This window comes from Streptomyces sp. SDT5-1 (assembly GCF_052245995.1).
Taxonomy (GTDB): domain Bacteria; phylum Actinomycetota; class Actinomycetes; order Streptomycetales; family Streptomycetaceae; genus Streptomyces.
The window spans coordinates 526952-545407 of sequence record NZ_CM125963.1 but is presented as its reverse complement, the minus strand read 5'-3'; the positions used below and the strand labels follow the sequence as shown (position 1 = coordinate 545407).

Genomic DNA, 18456 nt, shown 5'->3' with positions numbered 1-18456 from the left:
CCACATGGCGATGCCTCGATCCGTTGACCACGGTCGGCCGGCCCATGAGGCTCGTCTCACCCGCCCACCGTGGAGATCGACGGAGGAGACCGACATGGTCGTCGAACACGCCGAGCCGACCATTGAGCCCGGCCGCGAGCAGCAGTTGCAGAATGCGTTCGGCCAGGCCCGCAAGATGCGCGCCGAGGCCCACGGATCCCGCTGGGCCGAGCCGTTGCGCTGCCACGAACTCGGGCCAGGCCTCACCGGCTGACCCCGCTTCCGACACCTCGTGCAAGGAACGCCATGCACCACCCCGTGAAGACTCGGCGGCGGCGGCAGCAGCGCGCAGGGACTAGCCGTACGACGCCTGGAGCAGGCTGGCACCCCGGAACGGGCAGGACATGCGTCATGGGCGAGGCCACTGTCTTCCCGACGGTGGCGACATGAGCTCCGTGCCACCGCCCCCCACGTCGTCGACCACCTCGGCCCCCTCGTACCGCGACCGAAGCCCACGCCCTGTTGCTTCCGGCAGGCGTTCGCGCCGCCTCCGGTCCGACGCGCTCGTGCGCCCCACGGGCGGCCCGAGCCACGTCATCGCGGAGGTCGTCGCCGACCGCCTCGCACCCGGCGCCGAGGACCGGACCGCCGTCGTCGGAGGCGCCCTGGCCCTGCTCCAGAAAGGATGACCGTGATGACCAGCCTCGGACCTATCGAGGAGGAACTCGCCAAGGCCCGTGTCGCCTACCGTAATTGGGGGAGATGGGGCACGGACGACGTGCTTGGCACGCTCAACTTCCTCGACGACGCGATCCGCGCCCACGCCGCCTCGCTCGCCCGCCGCGGCCGTGCCTTCTCCCTCGCTCTGGACTTCAACGAGGACGGCCCGCAGCGCGGCTTCCGTGGCCGCATCAACCCGGTCCACTACATGCGGGACACCGGCTCCGCCGCCGCCGGCACCCAGGGCTTCCCGCACGGCTTCGGCGGGGCCGACGACCATGTCGTCATGCCGCTGCAGGCCTCCACTCAATGGGACGGCCTCGGCCACATCTACGACAACAAGAAGGCGTGGAACGGCCGTTCCTGCGCGATCGTCAACGGTGACTCGGTCACCGGCATCGAGCGCATGAAGGACGCGTTCACCGGACGCGGTGTCCTCCTCGACGTGGGACGGGTCTGCGGCGACGAGCGCGGTGAACTCGAGGACGGATTCGCGATCACCGAGGAGCATCTGCGGACCACCATCGAGGCGCAGGGCGCCACCTCCGCTGTCCGCAGGGGCGACATGGTCCTCCTCCGCACCGGGCAACTGGGCCGCGTCCGCAGGCTGGGGGAGTGGGGCACCTACGCCGGCGGGGACGCGCCCGGCCTGTCCTTCACCACCCTCGACTGGCTGCATCGCACCGAGGTCGCCGCGATCGCCGCCGACACGTGGGGACTTGAGGTGCGCCCCTATGAATTCCCCCAGCCCTGCATGTCCCCGCTGCACCAGATCGCCATCCCCAACATGGGTCTGCCGCTCGGCGAGATGTGGGACCTGGAGGGGCTCGCGGCGGACTGCGCCGCCGACGGCGTCCACGAGTTCCTGCTCATCGCCGCGCCGCTGCCGGTGACCGGCGCGGTGGGTGCCCCCGTCAACCCGATCGCGATGAAGTGAGCCCCCGCAGATGAGGCCCCGAGAGCCAGTTTCGGCCACTTGAGTACCACGGCCATTACCCACACCAACCACTGGGAGCACTGAGACACCCATGCGCTACGTCACGTACGAACACCGGGGCACGGTCCGAGCCGGCGTGCTCGACGACGGTGACACCATCCACCCGCTGCCTGAGGGCCGCACCGTCCTCGACGTGCTGGAGGCGGACGCGCTCGTCGACACTGGACGCCAAGCCCTGGCAGAACAGAGCGAGTTGCGCCTCGGCGACGTACGCCTGCTGCCGCCCCTCACCCCGCCGTCCATCCGCGACTTCGTCGGTTTCGAGGCGCACATCGAAGGGGTGTCGAAGTCCCTCGACGGGCTCGAGCACGTCCCCGAGGAGTGGTACCGCGCCCCGAACTTCTACTTCACCAACCCGCACGCCGCCTACGGCGCGCATGACGACGTTCCCGTGCCCGCCGGATGCGAGGTCCTCGACTTCGAGCTGGAGATCGGCGTCGTCGTCGGCCGCGCCGGCCGCGACCTCACGCCGGACGAGGCCCGCGACCACATCGCCGGATACCTGATCTTCAACGACTGGTCCGCCCGCGACCTGCAAAAGCCCGAGAAGAACCTCGGCCTGGGCTTCTCCAAGGGCAAGGACTTCGCCAACACCCTCGGACCCTGCCTCGTCACCACCGACGAGGTCGAGGACCGGCGCGACGGCGACGGCTTCCTCGATCTGGAGATGACCGTCACCCTCAACGGCGAACTCATTGGCCGCGACACCCTCGCCAACTGCTCCTGGACATTCGAGGAGATGATCGCCTATGCCTCCCGCGACACCTGGGTGAAGCCCGGGGACATCCTCGGCTCCGGCACGTGCGGCTGGGGTGCCCTCGCCGAGCACTGGGGGCGCAACGGCGAGCGGACCCCGCCGCCGCTCACCCCCGGCGACGAGGTCACCCTCGGCGTCGAACGTCTCGGCACCGTCTCCAACCGGATCGTGCCGGGCCGCCGTGACGCCTACCTGCCGCGCGCCCGCAAGCGGGGCCGCACCCCGCGCCCGTAGCGCGGACGCCGCAGGGCCCCAGGCATGGGCCGGGCGGATGGGTCGTATCGCGAGCCTGTGAGTCCTCGCGCGGACCCTTCCCCCGGCCCGCGAACTGTGCTTAACCTCCCGCCACCGAGTATTTCAACGACGAAGTGAACGGGAGGCATGACGTGGGCCTGGGGGCGATCGACCTCAATCTTCTGGTGGCACTGGAAGCCCTCTTGGAGGAGCAGAACGTCACCCACGCCGGCACCCGGCTCAACACCAGCCAGTCGGCGATGAGCGGCTCGCTGTCCCGTCTGCGCCGTCACTTCAACGACGAGCTTCTCGTGCGTGTCGGCCGCGATTACGAGCTCACACCCCTCGCCGAGCGGCTCCTGCCCGTCGTCCAGTCCTGCCTCCACAAGGCCGACGAGGCACTCTCGCTGACCCGGCACTTCGAGCCGCGCCACAGCCGCCAGCGGTTCTCCGTGGTGATGTCGGACTACATGATGACGCTGTTCGTCGAGCCCCTGCTGCGCATCCTCGCGCGGGAGGCACCGGGCCTGCGCATCGATTTCCACCCCCTCGGCCACAAGACCCCCGAGGACGAGGCACACCTGCGCTGCCACGACCTGATGATCGCCCCGCTCGGGTACCAGCTGCCGGGGGTGAGCGAGATCGTGCTGCACGACCGGTTCGTCTGCGTCGTCGACCCCGGAAACCCGCGCCTTGTCGACGGTCGGCTCACGCAGCGTGACATCGCCGAGATGCCGCACGCCCAGTGCGCGATCGGCAAGAGCCTGACTCCGTGCGACCGCCAGCTGGAAACCCTGGGCATCGCCCCGCGTGTGCAGGTCAGCACGCCCGGGTTCAGTGTGCTGCCGGGCCTGGTCAGCGGCACCGACCTCGTCGCCCTCGTCCCCGAACGCCAGGCAAGGCGCCACGCGGACCCGCTGCGCTGCGCCGTCGTACCCACGCCGTTCCCCGACGTACCGCTCGTCGAGGCGATGCACTGGCACCACAACCGGCACACCGACCCGGCGCACGGATGGCTGCGCGACGTGGTGCGACGGGTCGGGGCCAGTCTGGAGGAGGAGACGGTGATCGCCGCCGTCGATGCCAGCCATGCCGAGGACGCGTTTCCGTATCCGGTCGCCGCTTCCTAGCGTGGGCGGGAGGGGCTGACTCCCACTCGTGAGTCAACGTCCCGATCCCGTCTACTACTTGGAGGAACGGTGAGCCGTACCCGACTGGCCGACCGCACCGTCGTCGTCACCGGGGCCGCCCGCGGCCAGGGAGCCGCCGAGGCCGAGGCCGCGGCCCGTGAGGGCGCCCGCGTCATCGCGACGGACGTCCTGGACGACGCGGGCGACAAGCTCGCGGCGTCCCTGAGCGCCGAGGGCTTCGACGTCCGCTACCGCCACCTGGACGTGACATCCCCCGACGACTGGTCGGCACTCGCCGCCTCGCTCGACGCCGGCGCCGTGCACGGCCTCGTCAACAACGCCGGCATCCCCATGCGTGCTCGCCTCGGCGACATCGAACTCGGTGACTGGGAGCGAGCATTCGCCGTGAACACCACCGGCCCGATGCTGGGCATGCAGGCGCTGGCCCCTCTCATGCCGGCCGGCTCCGCCATCGTCAACGTGGGCTCCGTGGCGGCCCTGACCGCCCACCACGCCGCGGCGTACACCGCCAGCAAGTGGGCGCTGCGCGGCCTGTCCAAGGTGGCCTCCCTGGAACTGGCCGGCCGGGGCATCCGCACCAACCTGATCCACCCCGGCTTCATCGAGACCCCGCTGATGGACAGCGCCAACCCCGTCTTTGTGGCGGCACATCTGTCCATGACCCCCCAGGGGCGGCCCGGAACCGTCGACGAGGTCGCCTCCCTTGTCGTCTACCTGCTGTCCGAAGAGGCGGGGTACATCAACGGGGCGGAGATCGCTGTGGACGGCGGCTACTCGGCGCACGGCGGGGTCAAGGCCATCACCAACGCGCTGGACGCCGACTGACGCACGGCGCACAGACAGGGGGAGGCCGGGCCGCTCGCACGGTCCCGGCCTCCCCCTGTGTGTGCGCCGCTACACGTCGGAGGTGGGGTCACACCGCCTGAGCCGCCACGGGCTCCCCTGCCACCGGCTGCCCGGTGCGCTCCTTGTTTCCCCGCACCAGGAGCAGCGTCACCAGGGCCCCGACAAGCGAGGTGCAGCCGCAGATCACCACGCCGACCGCCATGCCGTGGGCGAGGGCGGACTGTGCGGCGGCGCGGGCGCTGTCGCTGCCGGCGCTGACCACGGCGAGCGGACCGGCCGCTTCCTCCATGCCCGCGTCCTTGCCGGACAGCTTGCCCACCAGGGCCGAGGACGCGATGCTCATCGCGACCGTGCTGATCACCGCGGGGCCGAGTCCCTGACCGAACTCCCGGACCAGGCTCGTCGCCCCGCTGGCCATGCCCGTCATACGGATCGGTACGGCGTTGACGGCGGCCTGCGTCAGGGAAGATACGACGCAGATGAAGCCCACGCCGAGCAGCAGCACCGGGCCGAGGAACGTGAGCAGCGACGTCGTCGTGATCGGCAGCGCGGCGATCCAGAACTGCCCGGCCGCCATGGGGATCAGGCCGCCCATGAGTAGCCAGCGGGCTTCGATGCGGCTGAGCATCCGGCTGAGCAACGGTGCCAGGAGCAGGGGGATGAACTGCAGGATCACGAACGGCATGCCTGCGCGCAGTGCGCTCAGATGCATCACCGCTCCGAGTCGGATCGACACGCAGTACGCGGTGCCGATAAATCCGAACATGCCGACGAGGGCGACGACGGCAGCCGCAGCGAACGACGGGATCTTCAGCAGTTCCAGATGAAACATGGGCGTTGCCGCCCGCCGTTCGGCCATCACGAAGGCGGCCAGTGCCAGCGCCGCCACGATCAGCGCGGTGACGATGACGGGGCTGCCCCAGCCACGTTCGCCGCCCTCGATGACACCCCAGAGGAGTGCGGTGAGACCGATGGCGATGGTGATCTGGCCGGGCCAGTCCAGACTGCGTCCCTCCGGGGCGCGGGAGTCCGTGACCGTCAACCAGGCGGTGACAGCGACAGCGACACCGAGAACGATGGGCGGCACGAAGGCGAACCGGAAGTTGGCCACGGTGGCCAGGACCCCGGACGAAAGCGGACCCACAGCGGAGCCTAGGGAGATGCTCACCGCCCAGATGGACACGGCCCTCGCGCGGTCCTTCTCTTGAGGCGTGGCCGCCGCGATGACCGCGAGCGAGCTGGGAAAGAGCGCGGCCGCACCGATGCCGGCCACGACCTGGCCGACCCACAGCATGGTGATGTTCTGCGCGGTGGCGTTCAGCAATTCACCCAGTGCGAGTGTGAAACCACCGATCACGAGCAGCCGCTTGCGACCGAACAGGTCTCCCACGACGCCGAAATTGAGCTCAAGGATTGCGGTCGGCAGGACGAATGCGGAGGAGACCCAGGCCACCTGGGCGCCGGACGCGCCGAATGCGGACTGAATTTCGCCGTTGATGGGGGAGGGGACGGTGATGCACAGCTGTGCGGCCGCCACCGCGAGACAGCAGGCTATGAGAGTCCTGACGTCGAGTTGCTGGAATTTCTTCACTATGAATCCGTCTTCTCTATGAGTTCGATGAGATTGCCCTCGGGGTCGTGCACCCACGCCATCCGCACTCCCGGCTCGGGGGAGGGGGGCGGGCTCCAGCACGGTCCGCGCGCCGAGCTGCAGCAACTGGGTATGCACCGCATCGAGGTCGGGGGTGGTGACGGCGAAATGGCCGTACCCCTCGGTCAGTACCGCGCTGATCGGGTCCGGGGCCCGCAGCCCTGTGGCCGAGCCGGCGCGGGCGAGCAACTCGATGCGCCAGCCGTCCGGATGCTCCAGGACGACGGCGCTCATGCCCGCCCCCTCGAGGGTGAACTCGAAGACCGTGCGCAGCCCGAACGCGGCGCGGTACCAGGACGTCTGCGACGCCAGGTCCCGGACGTTCAGACCGACGTGGTCGAGGCGACAGTCCATGGCTCAGCCCGTTCCGGCGTCGGACGACTCTTCGAGGTCACAGCCAGGAACCTGGGCGACTTCAGCCGCGAGGACAGGCGCGGCAGCCCGCCCGATTCCGGCCTCTGTTGCGCTGATGGAAGCGGTCTGTCCTGTGAGTCGGCCCATGGATGGCAGTCCCTTGCTCGCGGTGGAGTGCAGAGTGCGCTGCGCGGTGACGGCAGCGTAGGTAGGGCCACATCCCCGAGCAATAAAGCGACAGGAATCGCACCATCGGGCGTTCGCATGCCTGGTATGCGCGCCGGGCGCAGCACGACCCCCTGTGCGGCATGCGTCCCGCGGGCTACAAAGATCGGGGCCCAAGAGCCGCCGGAACCACCACCCGACTTCCTTCCATGTCCCCGAAGGAGACATCAACATGTGCACGGACGAACCGCCCGGACGTTCTCCAACGCGTCGCACGCTGCTGCGCACAGCGGCTGCCCTGGCCACCACCGCGACGGTGGGAACGGTGGTGGCACCGGTTGCCGTGGCCGAGCCGCTCGACAGTGGCACCCACTTGTTCCTGCTCGGCACAGCGGGCGGCCCACCCCCCTTCGCCGACCGGGCGGGCATCTCGTCGGCACTTGTGGTGGGCGGCCGCACGTACGTGGTGGACTGCGGCCGCGGCGCCGTCACCCAGTACCTCAAGGCGGGCCTCGACATGCGTTCCCTGAGCGGCATCTTCCTGACCCACCTGCACGCCGACCACACCGTGGACTACTTCTCGTTCCCGCTGCTGTCCGGCGGCGTCGCCGAACCCTTCGCCGGATTCAGCGATCCCATCGACGTGTACGGGCCGCCCCGCACCGCCGAACTCACCCACTACGCGGACCGTGCCTGGGCGGCCTCCACGGAGGCATTCGCAGCCGAGGGCCTGGGAACCCCGCCCACCGACCTCCTCCACGTGCACGAGACGACGGCCCCGGACTCGGTTGGCGCAGACATCAAGCACACCGCACCCACCATGTCGCCCTTCCTCGTGATGGAGAGCGACGACATGAAGGTGACCGCGGTGCTGGTGCCGCACGGCGCTGCCTTCCCCGCCTACGCCTACCGCTTCGACACCGACGGCGGCTCCGTCGTCTTCTCGGGCGACACCGCCCTCACGCCCAACATCCCCACCCTCGCGCGCGGCGCGGACGTGCTCGTGCACGAGGTCATCGACACGTCGTGGTTCGAGGATCAGGGCTTTCCCGACGCGGTCGTGACCCACATGCACGCCGTGCACACGCCGATCGCCGAAATCGGGCGTATCGGTGCCGAGGCCGACGCCGGAAAGGTCGTCCTCACCCACTTCTCACCGGGAGACCCCCACGCCCGTACGGACAGCTGGTGGCGCCGGGCCGCCGCCGAGAGCCGGCGCGCGGCCCGCTACACGGGTGACATCGTGGTCGGCCATGACCTCATGCATGTGCCGGTCGGTGTCACCCGAGGTACGGCGCGGGGCTAGGCCGCAGTGCTCTCCGCTGCGAACTCCTGCCCCCGTTCGGCACATTGGGGGCAGAAGTGAGCCGCACCGCGCACCGATCTGACGTGGTTCACCGCTGGTTCGGCCTGTCCGTGGCGGTGGCATCGGGCGCGGGGACACCGAAGAGGCGCAGCTGGAGGGCGAGTGTGGCGTAGTAGCCGACGAGTGTGGACAGTTCGAAGAGGATGGCCTCGCCGAGGGCGGCGCGGGCCGCCGCGTACCAGGTGTCGTCGAGCTCCTGCCCAGGCGTGGCGAGGGTGCTGACGGCCGACCACGCGGCATGTTCGAAGGGGTCGGCGAAGCCCGGGTCGACGCCTTCGCGCAGCGCGCGCAGTTCGTCCTCCGTCAGGCCCGCGGCCCTGCCGACCGCCTCGTGGGCGTACCGCTCGAACGCGCAGTCCCAGACGGTGGCGACGGCCAGGATCGCGGACTCCCGTACCCGGGGCGGGAGCTTTGAGGAGTAGCGGATGGCCGAGCCCAGGGCTTGCAGGGCGCCGCCCAGCCGGGGACTCGACAGCATGGCGTTGAAAGGACCGTTCAGGTGCCCGTGGGGGTCGGTGAGGGCGAAGAGCTGGGGGCCGGCGGCGCGTGGGCCGCCGGTGATCTCCTCGTACAGGGCCCGCTGCTCGGACGAGAGACGGTCGGGGTGTGCGAGGGGCAGCCGGCCGCCGGAGGCCGTGCCGCTCATGGCCTGGCTCCGGTCTCGTCCGCCACCTCATGGGCGAGCGTAGCGAGATCCGCGTCGGTGAGCAGTCGGCCTTCGCGTGCCATGACCTCGCGGGCCCGGCGCAGCACCTCGTCGACCTGGGCGGTGGTGCCGGCGACGCCCACCTCGGCCAGCTTGTCGGCGAGGGTGAAGGGGCCGCTGTCGGGCGTGAAGGGGATCTTTCGCTCGTTGCCGACCAGGGTGGGTTCCAGGCAGTTGTGGAGCAGCGGGTCGACGGTGGTCTCCTGGGTGATGAGGTCCATTCCTCCCCAGGAGAAGGCATTCGTACCGGTCACGGGATGGTTCCAGGCCAGGTGATACCCCGTCAGTTCCTCTCCGGCGCGGGCGAGTCCGGTCAGCCGCTCGGTCCTGATCCCGGTGCGCACGCCGTAGAGCGTCTCGAAGGCCATGGCGGTGGCGGACAGATCCGCGTTGCCGGGGCCGCCGCAGTAGCCGTTGACGGACAGCTCGACGACGTCGGCGCCGGCCCGGACCGCGCCGACCGCGCAACCGACCGCCAGCCCGAAGGTGTTGTGTGGGTGCAGGCCCACCTGGACGTCAGGGGCCAGCTCCTTGGTGCGGGTGACGAGATGACCGTAAGCCTCGGGGCTCAGAGCGCCGGGGCCGTCGAAGAGCGTGAGCTCGGTGGCGCCCGCGGCCGTGAGCGCGGCGACGGACTCCTCGAGTACGTCCTCGGTGAGGTACGACACCATGAGCATCGGCACGATGGCATCCAGGCCCCGGGAGCGGGCGTGCCGGATCAGGGGAACGGCCCGGCCCAGGACGTCGGCCCGGTCCCGCGGGGTGTCCGGGGTGCGCCAGTCCTCACCCCGCCACGCCTGCTGGTAGACGGCCGGGTTGTAGATGAGGGAGGCTTCGCCGAGCCCCTGCACCCAGATCTGTACGGCGTCGTAGCCCGCGTCGGCGGCACGGTCGATGTCGTGCGTCGTGCGCAGCAGCGGCAGGACGGCCCGGCACTCGGCGTTCTCGCCCTTGATGACCTCGACCTCGGTGCGCAGCACCTTGTCGTCCCGCCCCGCGAGTCCGGCCGTGACGACCTCGCACACCCCGGCGCCGACAAGCCGGCGCAGATAGGCCTCCTTCGCCTCGGTGGGGGCGACGACGCCCGGGAGGGTCTCGACCGACCGCAGGGTGGCGTCGCGCAGTCGCACGGACTCGGGCATCGGTCCGCGCACCTGCGGGCGGCGGTTGAGCGGGCTCACCGACCAGCGTCCCGGTTCGTAGGCGCCGGGCACGCGCTTGGCGGCCAGTTCTGCACGGAAACGGGCGATCTCTTCGTCGGTGAACACGGTCGGCTTGTCCATGGGCCCTCCGAGCGACTGTCTTGGGAACGGTCCTCCTGCTGTGCCATTCAAACACCGCACCTTCTTTGCTGTCGACACTCTGGAGATTATCAAGGTCATGGCCTGCGTGTATTCCCGCATGTGTTTACTTTCTGTCGACACTAGGTGAGACTCTCGCCAGCCGTACCCACCCGTTGGTGCGGCAGCACCCGAACCGAGGGAGACAACCGTGAGCCACGATGTGCCCCCTGCGCGGCCCGGCCGCCTGGCCGGGCGGACCGCCGTCATCAGCGGCGCCGGCAGTGTCGGCCCCGGCTGGGGCAACGGCCGGGCCACCGCCGTGATCTTCGCTCGTGAGGGCGCCACCGTGTACCTGACCGACCGGGACAAGGACGCGCTGGAGGTCACCGCGCAGCAGATCCGCGAGGAGGGCGGGCAGGCCCACGCCCATGTGCTGGACGTGACCGAACCCGACGCCGTCCAGGCCTACTTCGAACAGACCGAGCAACAGGCGGGCCGGATCGACATCCTGGTCAACAACGTCGGTGGCTCCCGTGCCGGGGGAGCGGTCGAGCTCTCCTTGGAGGACTGGGAGAACCAACTGCGGACCAATCTCACCAGCGCCTTCCTGGCCTGCAAGCACGTCGTCCCGATCATGCGTCGCGGCGGCGGGGGCTCCATCGTCAACACCGCGTCCGCGTCCGGGCTTCGCTGGACCGGCGCCGCCCAGGTCGGCTACGCCGCGGCGAAGGCGGCGGTCATCCAGTTGTCCCGGGTCACGGGCGTCCAGTACGCGCCCGACGGCATCCGCGTGAACACCGTGGTGCCGGGCCAGTTGCACACGCCGATGGTGGAGGCGCGCCTGGCCCATCAGCGCGCGGGCGGTGACGTGGCGAAGCTGCTCGCCGAGCGCCAGGCGCGCATCCCCCTCGGATTCATGGGCGACGGCCGGGACACGGCTCACGCGGCGCTCTTTCTCGCGTCCGACGAAGCCCGCTTCGTCACCGGCACCGAGATCGTCGTCGACGGCGGAATGACGGCCCGCTGTGACTGAACCCGCTCTGCGCGAAGGCCGGTCGGCGCCCTCGCCGGAGTGCCCGCCCCCGCACCCCTCGCCACGCACTCCCTCCCTGGTCCTGCCGCCCGGCAGCTGCGACGCACACTGCCACATCCTCGGTCCGGCCGAGGTCTTCCCGTACTCGCCGCAACGCACCTTCACGCCGCTGGACGCCCCCAAGGAGCAACTCGCTGCCCTGCACGCCCATCTGGGCCTGTCCCGTGCGGTAGTGGTCCAGTCCTCGTGCAACGGCTCGGACCACCGGGTGCTGTGCGACGCCCTGGCCGCCGGTGGCGGCCGGCTGCGCGGGGTCGCCCTGATCGGTGAGACGACCACCCGGGCCGAGATCGAGGCGCTGCACAGCGCTGGCGTGCGCGGTTTCCGGCTCAACTTCCTGCCGCACCTGCGCACGGCCCCGACGCGACAGGAGATCGACTCCGTGCTGGAGCGCGTGGACGGGCTCGACTGGGTGGCCCAACTCCACGTCACCGGCAGCGGTGTCGCGGACTGCGAATCCCTCATCCGCTCGCTCCCGGGCCGCGTGGTGATCGACCACCTCGCGCGCGTGGACCTCGCGGACGGGCCCCACAGTCCGGCGCTGCGCGTCCTGCGCACCCTGCTCGACACCGGAGACGTCTGGCTGAAGGTGAGCGGCGTGGACCGGGTCTCCCGCCAGGGCCCGCCCTACGCCGACGCCGTGGCGCTGGCCGCGTCCTTCGTGGCGCACGCCCCTGAGCGGGTGGTGTGGGGCACCGACTACCCGCACGTGAACATCAAGGGTGCCGCCCCCGACGACGGACTGTTGGTGGACCTGCTCACCGACATCGCCCCCGACCCCGGCCTGTTGCGCCGGCTGATGGTCGACAATCCGACGGATCTCTACGACTTCCCGCCCGACCAGCACATGGAGCAGACATGAGCGACTTCGACGGTCCCTTCCTCCTGCGAGGCGCCCCCGGTTACGAAGAGGCGAGGCTCGGCGCGGTGTGGAACGAGCGCAAGCCCGACCGTCATCCGGACGCCATCCTCATAGCGGCCGGTGACCGGGACGTCCAGGAAGGGGTGCGCTGGGCGGCGGCCCGCGGCAAGCAGGTGTCCATACGGTCCGGAGGGCACAGCTGGATAGGCAACGGCGTGCGCGACGGCGGCCTGCTGATCGACCTCTCCGCCCTGGATGAGGTCGTCATCGACGCCCCGAACCGCCGCGCCACCGTACGGCCCGCGGTCCAGGGAACCCGTTTCAACGCGCTGCTCGCCGCCGAAGGGCTCGTTTTCCCCAGTGGACACTGCCCCTCCGTGGGCGTGGGTGGCTTCCTGATCGGCGGGGGCTACGGCTGGAACTCCCGCGCCCTCGGCCCGGCCTGCTTCAGCGTCGAAGCCGTCGACGTGGTGCTCGCCGACGGCACCCTGGTGCACGCCACCGACGAGACCCACCCCGACCTGATGTGGGCGGTGCGCGGCTCGGGCCCCGGCTTCTTCGCCGTCGTCACCCGCTTCCACCTGCGCGTCCACCCGGCCTACGAGCAGATTCTGCGCAGCGCCTACGTGTTCCCGTACGAGATGCGCGACGAGGTGCTGGCCTGGACCTACGACACCGTGCCGGAGGTCTCCACCTCGCTGGAGATGTCGGCGAAGGTCGCCTACGCGCCCGGTGAGGACCGTCCTGTCACGATGATCACCGCGGCGGCCTTCTGCACTCCGCACGAGGGACCGGCCATGCTGGAGCCGCTGGAGAGGGCGCCCTTCCTGCGCCACGCCCTGCGCTGCATCGAACGAGTGCCCTCGAGTCTGGACGACCTGTACGCCCTCTCCGACGCGCTGACCCCCCAGGGGCGGCGGTATGCCGTGGACGGAGTGTGGACCAGCGCCCCGGTGGAGAAGGTGCTGGATGCAGGCCGGGGGGTGCTGGACGGGCTGCCCAACCGGGAGAGCTTCCTGCTGTGGATGCTCTGGGGCGGCCAGCCCACCCGGGAGAACGCCTGCTGGTCCACCCAGGGCCGGCTGTACTTCTCGCCCAACGCCGTCTGGCGTGACCCGGCCGACGATCTGCACAACGAGACCTGGGCGCACGACGCGCTGCGGGCCCTCGCCCCGGTTGCGCACGGCACCCAGTTCGCCGACGCCAACCCAGCCGACCGGCCGGACCATGGCCTGGAGCCGGAGCAGGCCGCACGGCTGGAGCAGCTGCGCCGGCGGTACGACCCGCAGGGACTGTTCCGCGCCTATCTGTCCCCTCGGGAGTCCACTACGGCACTTGCCGCGCGGCGGCGAGCGCACGTGACGGCCTAGTGTCGACAGAATGGCAAAACTGGCGCACTACAGACCCTTGACCGCCCTTTTTTGTCGACAGTACCGTCAAGGCGTCCGCATCACCCAAGGAGCCACAGTTGTCCAGGTCGTCCGGTCCCATCCCTGCCCAGGCCATGCGTGGAGCTGTCATCCGTCGTGGCGATGTGAGGTATGAGCAGGCCTGTCCCGTCGCCAAGTGGGACGAGCGCAAGCCGCCCCGCTTTGCTGACGGCGTCGTCATCGCCGCGCAGGACCAGGGCGTCGTCGAGGCTGACCTCATGCGGGCGGCACGGGGCAATGGCAGCGGCTCCTTCGGCGTGGCCACCCGCTTCCGGCCGGCCCTGCGCGAGCGGCCGGCACGGAACGCACGGACGGTGTGCGACCATCCGCTCGACGTGCGCGGCGAGCCGCCCGCTCGGTCCTGCGACCCGTTCGAGAGCGTGCCGGGCGGCACCGGCTTCGCGCCGCGGATGTCGTGGGGCCACCACCCGCCGCGTCCCGAAGCCTGCCGGTCCGTCCGCGCCACGGTCTGCGTCACACCGGACTCCGGCCGACGCGACCCGCACCCGGCCCCGACCCGGTCCACCACCGCCCACCCCCACCGCTCGTAGCGCCGGCCCCATTGACGCGACGGGATGTGCCGACGCGTCCCGCCCCGCTTCGCCCACCGACCCCACCAGGCCGGTCCGAGCGGCACCAACCGCTCACCTCCGGCGCCGTACTCGTACGCCCGCACCTGTTCACGGTGCGGCCGTGCGGGGCGCCGCAACCGTGCAAAGGAGCACACCTCTATGCCGAAGCGCACGAGAACCCCGTTGGGCCGCTTTTCCGTCGCACTAGTCACGCTTGCCGTCGCCGCCCCGGTCGCCGCCTGCGGTTCGGGGGCGTCCTCCACCGCCGTGGCCGGTGACGGCACGGGGAAGATCACCGTCCTGCGATCCAACAGTGCGCTCTTCGAGCCGCTCTACATCGCCCAGCAGCAGGGCTACTTCAAGGACGCCGGACTGGACGTCACCATCAAGACGGGCGCGCAGGACACCTCGCAGAACGCGCCGTCCGTCCTCAACGGCGAGGCCCAGTTCGCGATGACCGACAGTTCCGGCTTCCTCAAGGGAGCCGCGAAGAACATGCCGATCCGGATCGCCACCGGGCTGGAGTCCGCGACCACGAAGACCGACCCCACCGACGGCCTGATGGTCAAGAAGGACAGCCCCATCAAGTCCTTCAAGGACCTGGAGGGAACGACCGTGGGCCTGCCGGCGCTCGGCGGCACGATCCAGTTCATCGTCGAGTACATGGTCGAAAAGGAGGGTGGCGACCCGAGCAAGGTCAAGTTCGTAGCTTTGCCGACCAGTTCGCTCGGCGACGCCGCCAAGAGCGGCAAGACCGACGCCGTCTACTCCTTTGGCGCCTTCTACGCGGCGGCCAAGGCCGACGGGCTGAAGGTGATCGGTAACGGGATGAACGACCTGCCCGGCATCACCCAGGGAGTGCTCTTCTCGACCCAGAAGTACCTGTCCGAAAACGCCGCGACGGCGAAGAAGTTCATCAATGCCGTCGCCAAGGCGAACACCTATGCCAACGCCCATCCCGAGGCGGTCAAGGCGATCCAGACGAAGTACACCCAACTGTCCGCCGACTACATCAAGAACGAGCAGGTCCCGTACTACGACAAGAACATCGACAAGACCGTGATGCGCACCGTGATCACGAAGATGCACCAGTACGAACTGCTCAGCAGCACACCGAAGGACGACGCCATCTATTGGGACCAGGCCCCGACCATCACCGGCGGCTGACAACGGCAGAGGTGCACCAACCATGGCCATACCAACAACGGTTCGGCGTCCGGCTCCCGACCGGCCCGACCGGCCGCACCCGACCCGGCGCGCCCGGCCCGGGGCGCCAGGTCGTCGCGGGCTTCTTCTGCTCCAACTGTCCGCCGTCGCCGCCGTGTTCGTCCTCTGGGCGGTCGTCGCGGTGGCCGGCCCGGTGAGCGCGGCGGCGCTGCCCGGCCCCGTGTCGGTGTTCGGACAGTTCCCCGACCTCTTGGGCAGCAGCGCCTACTGGCAGGCGGTCGGTGACACCCTCGGCGGAGCCGTGACCGGATTCGTCGCGGCCGTCGTGATCGGTGTCCCGCTCGGTCTGGTGACGGGGACGTACGCGGCGGTCGAACAGTCATCACGGCTGCTCGTGGACGTTCTGCGTTCGTTCCCGGTCATCGCGCTGTTGCCGGTGTTCCTGCTGGTGCTGGGCTCGACACCGACGACGAAGATCACGGTCGTCTTCCTCGCCTGCGTCTTTCCCGTCTTCCTGCAGGCCCAGTACGGCGCCAGGTCGGTGACCCCGATGATCGCCGAGACCGTGCACGGTTACCGGGTGCCGAGACTGCTGCGCTTTCGCAAGGTGGTCCTGCCCAGCGCCACGCCCTCGATCATGACCGGGATGCGGCTCGCGGCGGCGACGTCCGTGCTCGTGGCGATCGGAGTCGAGGTGCTCACCACGCTGCCTGGTATCGGCCACGAGGTCGTCCAGGCGCAGCAGGGCGGCGCTTCGGCGCAGGCGTACGCATACATCCTCACGGCGGGCGCGATTGGCTACGGGATCACAGTGCTGTCCCAGCTCGCCGAAGGGCGGCTGCTGCGGTGGCGCCCGCCGGCGCACACCGAGTGAGGCGGAAGAGAGGCATCATGTCCCACACATCTTCGGGCGCCTTTTGGACGTCCGCGCTCAAGCAGCTATGGCTGCCGGTCCTGTGCGTCACGGTGCTGCTGCTGGCCACCGCGGGCAGCACCAGCTTCTACTTCCCGCCCGCGACGGAAGTGCTCGCCACCCTGTGGCGCGAGCTCGTGCACGGCGGGCTGGTGGGAGATCTGCTGTTCTCCCTGCGCAACATCGCGCTCGGGCTGGCTGGCGCCACCGTCGTGGGAGTCGGCGCCGGGCTGGTGATCGGCGAGAGCCGACTGCTGCGGCAGGCGACCGGCCCCCTGCTCGACTTCGCCCGCGCGACCCCGACGGTGGCGTTCGTCCCCGTCATCATCCTCACCCTCGGCATCGGCTCCGGCCCCAAGATCTTCCTGATCGCCCTCGGTTCCCTCTGGCCGATCCTGCTCAACACCATCAGCGGCGTGCACGGCATCAGTCCGGCCGTCCACGAGAGTGTCCACAGCTACTGCATCCCCGCGCGTCTGCGCCTGCGAAAGGTCGTCCTGCCCGGGGCGCTGCCGCAGATCCTCGCCGGCATCCGCGTCGCCCTGTCCATCGCGGTGGTCCTCATGGTCGTCAGCGAGATCTACGGCTCCCCGGTGGGTCTGGGCAACTTCATCCTGCAGAGCGGCTCCAACTTCGCCGTGCCCGAGACCTGGGCCGGCACCGTACTCATCGGCATTCTCGGCTACGGCCTGAGCGTGCTCCTCCTCGCGGCCGAGCATCTTCTGCTCGGCTGGTACCACCAGCGTCCGCCCCGCACCCGGCGGACCACGCCCCAGCCCCGGAACGAGGTCACGACATCATGAAACGCGGATCCAGTCTGGTCGTGGCGGACGTCTGCAAGACGTTCGGCCACGGCGCGGACGAGCACCGGGTGATCGAGAACCTGTCGTTGCAGGTCGACCCCGGCGAGCTGGTCAGCATCGTCGGCCCGTCCGGCGCGGGCAAGACCACCCTGCTGCGCTGTCTGTCGGGGCTGACCCGGCCCACCTCGGGCACGGTCCGCTACGGGGACAAGGAGGTCACCAAGCCGCTCGCCGACATCGCGGTGGTCTTCCAGGACTACCGCGGCTCGCTGTTGCCGTGGATGCGGGTCAGGGACAACGTGGCCTTCCCGCTGGAGGGCATGGGCGTCAAGCGCGTCGAGCGCCGCAGGCGCGCCGACGCGTGCCTGGCGTCCGTCGGTCTCGCGGACGTCGGGGACAAGTACCCCTGGCAGCTCTCGGGCGGAATGCAGCAGCGGGTAGCCATCGCGCGCGGTCTCGCGTACGAGGCGCCCGTGCTGCTGATGGACGAGCCGTTCGGGTCGGTCGACGCCCAGTCTCGCTTCGACCTGGAGGACCTCACGCTCAAGCTGCGCGCGGACCTCGGCATCACCGTCATCGTCGTCACCCACGACATCGACGAGGCCGTCTACCTCGCCGACCGCGTCGTGGTCCTCGGCGGGCGGCCCACCACGGTCATCGACAACCTGACCGTCGGCCTCGGCGCGGACCGTGACCAGATCACCACCCGCGCCGACGCGCGCTTCACCGATCTGCGTACCCGCGTGCTGACCAGGATCCGCGCGGCCCAGGCCACCGGTGGGCCGCAGCACGTCGCGGCCCCGGACGCCGCCGACGGGGCCGCGCAGGAGACCGGCTCCACGGGGGAGACCGCCTCCGACGCCGAGCGGGAGAAGACCGGAAAGGCGGTGCTCTGAACGATGACGTCCTTCGACCACGTGGGCATCTCGGTGCCGGACCTGGAGGCGGCCACCGCCTGGTACTGCGAGGCGCTCGGCCTCACGGCCGCCCCGGTGTTCGCCATCCCGGACACCGACCTGCGCGGAGTGATGCTGCTGCATCCCAGCGGGTACCGGATCGAGCTGCTGCACCGCCCGACGGCCCGGCCGGGACCGCGGCCGGGCAGCGCCCTGGAAGCGGCCGCCACGCACGGTTTCGGGCACATGTGCCTGTGCGTCGAGGACGTGGACGCCGAGTACCACCGCCTGGTCGCCGCCGGCGCGGGCAGCAGCATGTCCCCGCGGCCGGCCCCGCGGCCCGGCGCCCGGATGGCCTTCGTGACGGATCCGTACGGCAACCTGGTCGAACTCCTCGACCGGCACTGATGCCATGGCATGCCGATGCCGGCCCCCGATGCACGTCGGGGGCCGGCATCGCCATGCCGTACTCGTGCGAAGGCCGCGGCCCTGGTACGCACAGGTATGCGCA

19 protein-coding genes are annotated in these 18456 nt (G+C 70.2%); 16 read left to right on the top strand and 3 right to left on the bottom strand.

Annotated features, from left to right (window positions below; genetic code table 11):
* The first annotated feature begins 94 nt into the window (after positions 1-94).
* From ACTWJ8_RS02545 to ACTWJ8_RS02520, 6 genes are all read left to right on the top strand, one after another.
* Positions 95-253: a hypothetical protein gene (locus ACTWJ8_RS02545; RefSeq protein WP_443262666.1), complete on the top strand. Its 159-nt coding sequence runs from the start codon at positions 95-97 to the stop codon at positions 251-253.
* Between the two features lie 172 nt (positions 254-425).
* Positions 426-668, top strand: a complete 243-nt coding sequence (locus tag ACTWJ8_RS02540; RefSeq protein WP_443262665.1) for a hypothetical protein — start codon at positions 426-428, stop codon at positions 666-668.
* Positions 669-673: 5 nt separating this feature from the next.
* Positions 674-1636 carry a cyclase family protein gene (locus tag ACTWJ8_RS02535; RefSeq protein WP_443262664.1) on the top strand — a complete coding sequence of 321 codons (963 nt, stop codon included), beginning with the start codon at positions 674-676 and terminating at the stop codon, positions 1634-1636.
* A gap of 91 nt (positions 1637-1727) precedes the next feature.
* Complete coding sequence (locus tag ACTWJ8_RS02530) at positions 1728-2687, top strand: fumarylacetoacetate hydrolase family protein (protein ID WP_443262663.1); 960 nt, start codon at positions 1728-1730, stop codon at positions 2685-2687.
* A 152-nt stretch (positions 2688-2839) separates the two neighbouring features.
* Positions 2840-3817: a LysR family transcriptional regulator gene (locus ACTWJ8_RS02525; RefSeq protein ID WP_443262662.1), complete on the top strand. Its 978-nt coding sequence runs from the start codon at positions 2840-2842 to the stop codon at positions 3815-3817.
* Positions 3818-3886: 69 nt separating this feature from the next.
* Positions 3887-4663, top strand: coding sequence for an SDR family NAD(P)-dependent oxidoreductase (locus tag ACTWJ8_RS02520; protein ID WP_443262661.1), 777 nt, complete (start codon positions 3887-3889; stop codon positions 4661-4663).
* Positions 4664-4751: 88 nt separating this feature from the next.
* Here the strand turns inward: ACTWJ8_RS02520 and ACTWJ8_RS02515 are convergent, their stop codons facing one another.
* A complete protein-coding gene (locus ACTWJ8_RS02515) occupies positions 4752-6689 on the bottom strand; it encodes an MFS transporter (protein WP_443262660.1) in 1938 nt (645 codons plus the stop codon).
* Positions 6690-7086: 397 nt separating this feature from the next.
* Between ACTWJ8_RS02515 and ACTWJ8_RS02510 the strand changes: the two genes are divergently transcribed.
* Entirely contained in the window at positions 7087-8160 is a 1074-nt protein-coding gene (locus ACTWJ8_RS02510; RefSeq protein ID WP_443262659.1) for an MBL fold metallo-hydrolase, read from the top strand.
* A gap of 88 nt (positions 8161-8248) precedes the next feature.
* Here ACTWJ8_RS02510 and ACTWJ8_RS02505 read toward each other — a convergent pair whose 3' ends face one another.
* Positions 8249-8866: a carboxymuconolactone decarboxylase family protein gene (locus ACTWJ8_RS02505; RefSeq protein ID WP_443262658.1), complete on the bottom strand. Its 618-nt coding sequence runs from the start codon at positions 8864-8866 to the stop codon at positions 8249-8251.
* Positions 8863-10209, bottom strand: a complete 1347-nt coding sequence (locus ACTWJ8_RS02500; RefSeq protein ID WP_443262657.1) for a hypothetical protein — start codon at positions 10207-10209, stop codon at positions 8863-8865. Before ACTWJ8_RS02500 ends, ACTWJ8_RS02505 begins: the two co-directional genes overlap by 4 nt.
* Positions 10210-10417: 208 nt before the next feature.
* On the opposite strand from ACTWJ8_RS02500, the gene ACTWJ8_RS02495 reads away from it, so the two are divergent.
* The 9 genes from ACTWJ8_RS02495 (at position 10418) to ACTWJ8_RS02455 (ending at position 18353) form a co-directional block, all read left to right on the top strand.
* Positions 10418-11242 (top strand): SDR family NAD(P)-dependent oxidoreductase, encoded by an 825-nt coding sequence (locus ACTWJ8_RS02495; RefSeq protein WP_443262656.1) that lies wholly within the window; start codon positions 10418-10420, stop codon positions 11240-11242.
* Positions 11235-12164, top strand: coding sequence for an amidohydrolase family protein (locus ACTWJ8_RS02490; protein WP_443262654.1), 930 nt, complete (start codon positions 11235-11237; stop codon positions 12162-12164). Before ACTWJ8_RS02495 ends, ACTWJ8_RS02490 begins: the two co-directional genes overlap by 8 nt.
* Complete coding sequence (locus ACTWJ8_RS02485) at positions 12161-13534, top strand: FAD-binding oxidoreductase (protein WP_443262653.1); 1374 nt, start codon at positions 12161-12163, stop codon at positions 13532-13534. The genes ACTWJ8_RS02490 and ACTWJ8_RS02485 overlap by 4 nt, the downstream gene beginning before the upstream one ends.
* Positions 13535-13698: 164 nt before the next feature.
* Complete coding sequence (locus ACTWJ8_RS02480; RefSeq protein WP_443262651.1) at positions 13699-14145, top strand: hypothetical protein; 447 nt, start codon at positions 13699-13701, stop codon at positions 14143-14145.
* Between the two features lie 180 nt (positions 14146-14325).
* On the top strand, positions 14326-15333 hold the full coding sequence (locus ACTWJ8_RS02475) for an ABC transporter substrate-binding protein (protein WP_443262650.1): 1008 nt from the start codon (positions 14326-14328) through the stop codon (positions 15331-15333).
* A 22-nt stretch (positions 15334-15355) separates the two neighbouring features.
* Entirely contained in the window at positions 15356-16207 is an 852-nt protein-coding gene (locus ACTWJ8_RS02470) for an ABC transporter permease (protein ID WP_443262649.1), read from the top strand.
* A 17-nt stretch (positions 16208-16224) separates the two neighbouring features.
* A complete protein-coding gene (locus ACTWJ8_RS02465; RefSeq protein ID WP_443262648.1) occupies positions 16225-17049 on the top strand; it encodes an ABC transporter permease in 825 nt (274 codons plus the stop codon).
* Entirely contained in the window at positions 17046-17945 is a 900-nt protein-coding gene (locus tag ACTWJ8_RS02460) for an ABC transporter ATP-binding protein (protein WP_443262647.1), read from the top strand. Before ACTWJ8_RS02465 ends, ACTWJ8_RS02460 begins: the two co-directional genes overlap by 4 nt.
* A gap of 3 nt (positions 17946-17948) precedes the next feature.
* Complete coding sequence (locus ACTWJ8_RS02455) at positions 17949-18353, top strand: VOC family protein (protein WP_443262645.1); 405 nt, start codon at positions 17949-17951, stop codon at positions 18351-18353.
* The last annotated feature ends 103 nt before the right edge of the window (positions 18354-18456 follow it).

Excerpts from the sequence above, each read along its gene's own strand:
- ACTWJ8_RS02540 (WP_443262665.1), top strand. The coding sequence starts at position 426 with ATGAGCTCCGTGCCACCGCCCCCCACGTCGTCGACCACCTCGGCCCCC.
- ACTWJ8_RS02530 (WP_443262663.1), top strand. The coding sequence starts at position 1,728 with ATGCGCTACGTCACGTACGAACACCGGGGCACGGTCCGAGCCGGCGTG.
- ACTWJ8_RS02510 (WP_443262659.1), top strand. The coding sequence starts at position 7,087 with ATGTGCACGGACGAACCGCCCGGACGTTCTCCAACGCGTCGCACGCTG.
- ACTWJ8_RS02535 (WP_443262664.1), top strand. The coding sequence starts at position 674 with ATGACCAGCCTCGGACCTATCGAGGAGGAACTCGCCAAGGCCCGTGTC.
- ACTWJ8_RS02505 (WP_443262658.1), bottom strand. The coding sequence starts at position 8,866 with ATGAGCGGCACGGCCTCCGGCGGCCGGCTGCCCCTCGCACACCCCGAC.
- ACTWJ8_RS02515 (WP_443262660.1), bottom strand. The coding sequence starts at position 6,689 with ATGGACTGTCGCCTCGACCACGTCGGTCTGAACGTCCGGGACCTGGCG.
- ACTWJ8_RS02460 (WP_443262647.1), top strand. The coding sequence starts at position 17,046 with ATGAAACGCGGATCCAGTCTGGTCGTGGCGGACGTCTGCAAGACGTTC.
- ACTWJ8_RS02470 (WP_443262649.1), top strand. The coding sequence starts at position 15,356 with ATGGCCATACCAACAACGGTTCGGCGTCCGGCTCCCGACCGGCCCGAC.
- ACTWJ8_RS02545 (WP_443262666.1), top strand. The coding sequence starts at position 95 with ATGGTCGTCGAACACGCCGAGCCGACCATTGAGCCCGGCCGCGAGCAG.
- ACTWJ8_RS02475 (WP_443262650.1), top strand. The coding sequence starts at position 14,326 with ATGCCGAAGCGCACGAGAACCCCGTTGGGCCGCTTTTCCGTCGCACTA.
- ACTWJ8_RS02485 (WP_443262653.1), top strand. The coding sequence starts at position 12,161 with ATGAGCGACTTCGACGGTCCCTTCCTCCTGCGAGGCGCCCCCGGTTAC.
- ACTWJ8_RS02500 (WP_443262657.1), bottom strand. The coding sequence starts at position 10,209 with ATGGACAAGCCGACCGTGTTCACCGACGAAGAGATCGCCCGTTTCCGT.
- ACTWJ8_RS02465 (WP_443262648.1), top strand. The coding sequence starts at position 16,225 with ATGTCCCACACATCTTCGGGCGCCTTTTGGACGTCCGCGCTCAAGCAG.
- ACTWJ8_RS02455 (WP_443262645.1), top strand. The coding sequence starts at position 17,949 with ATGACGTCCTTCGACCACGTGGGCATCTCGGTGCCGGACCTGGAGGCG.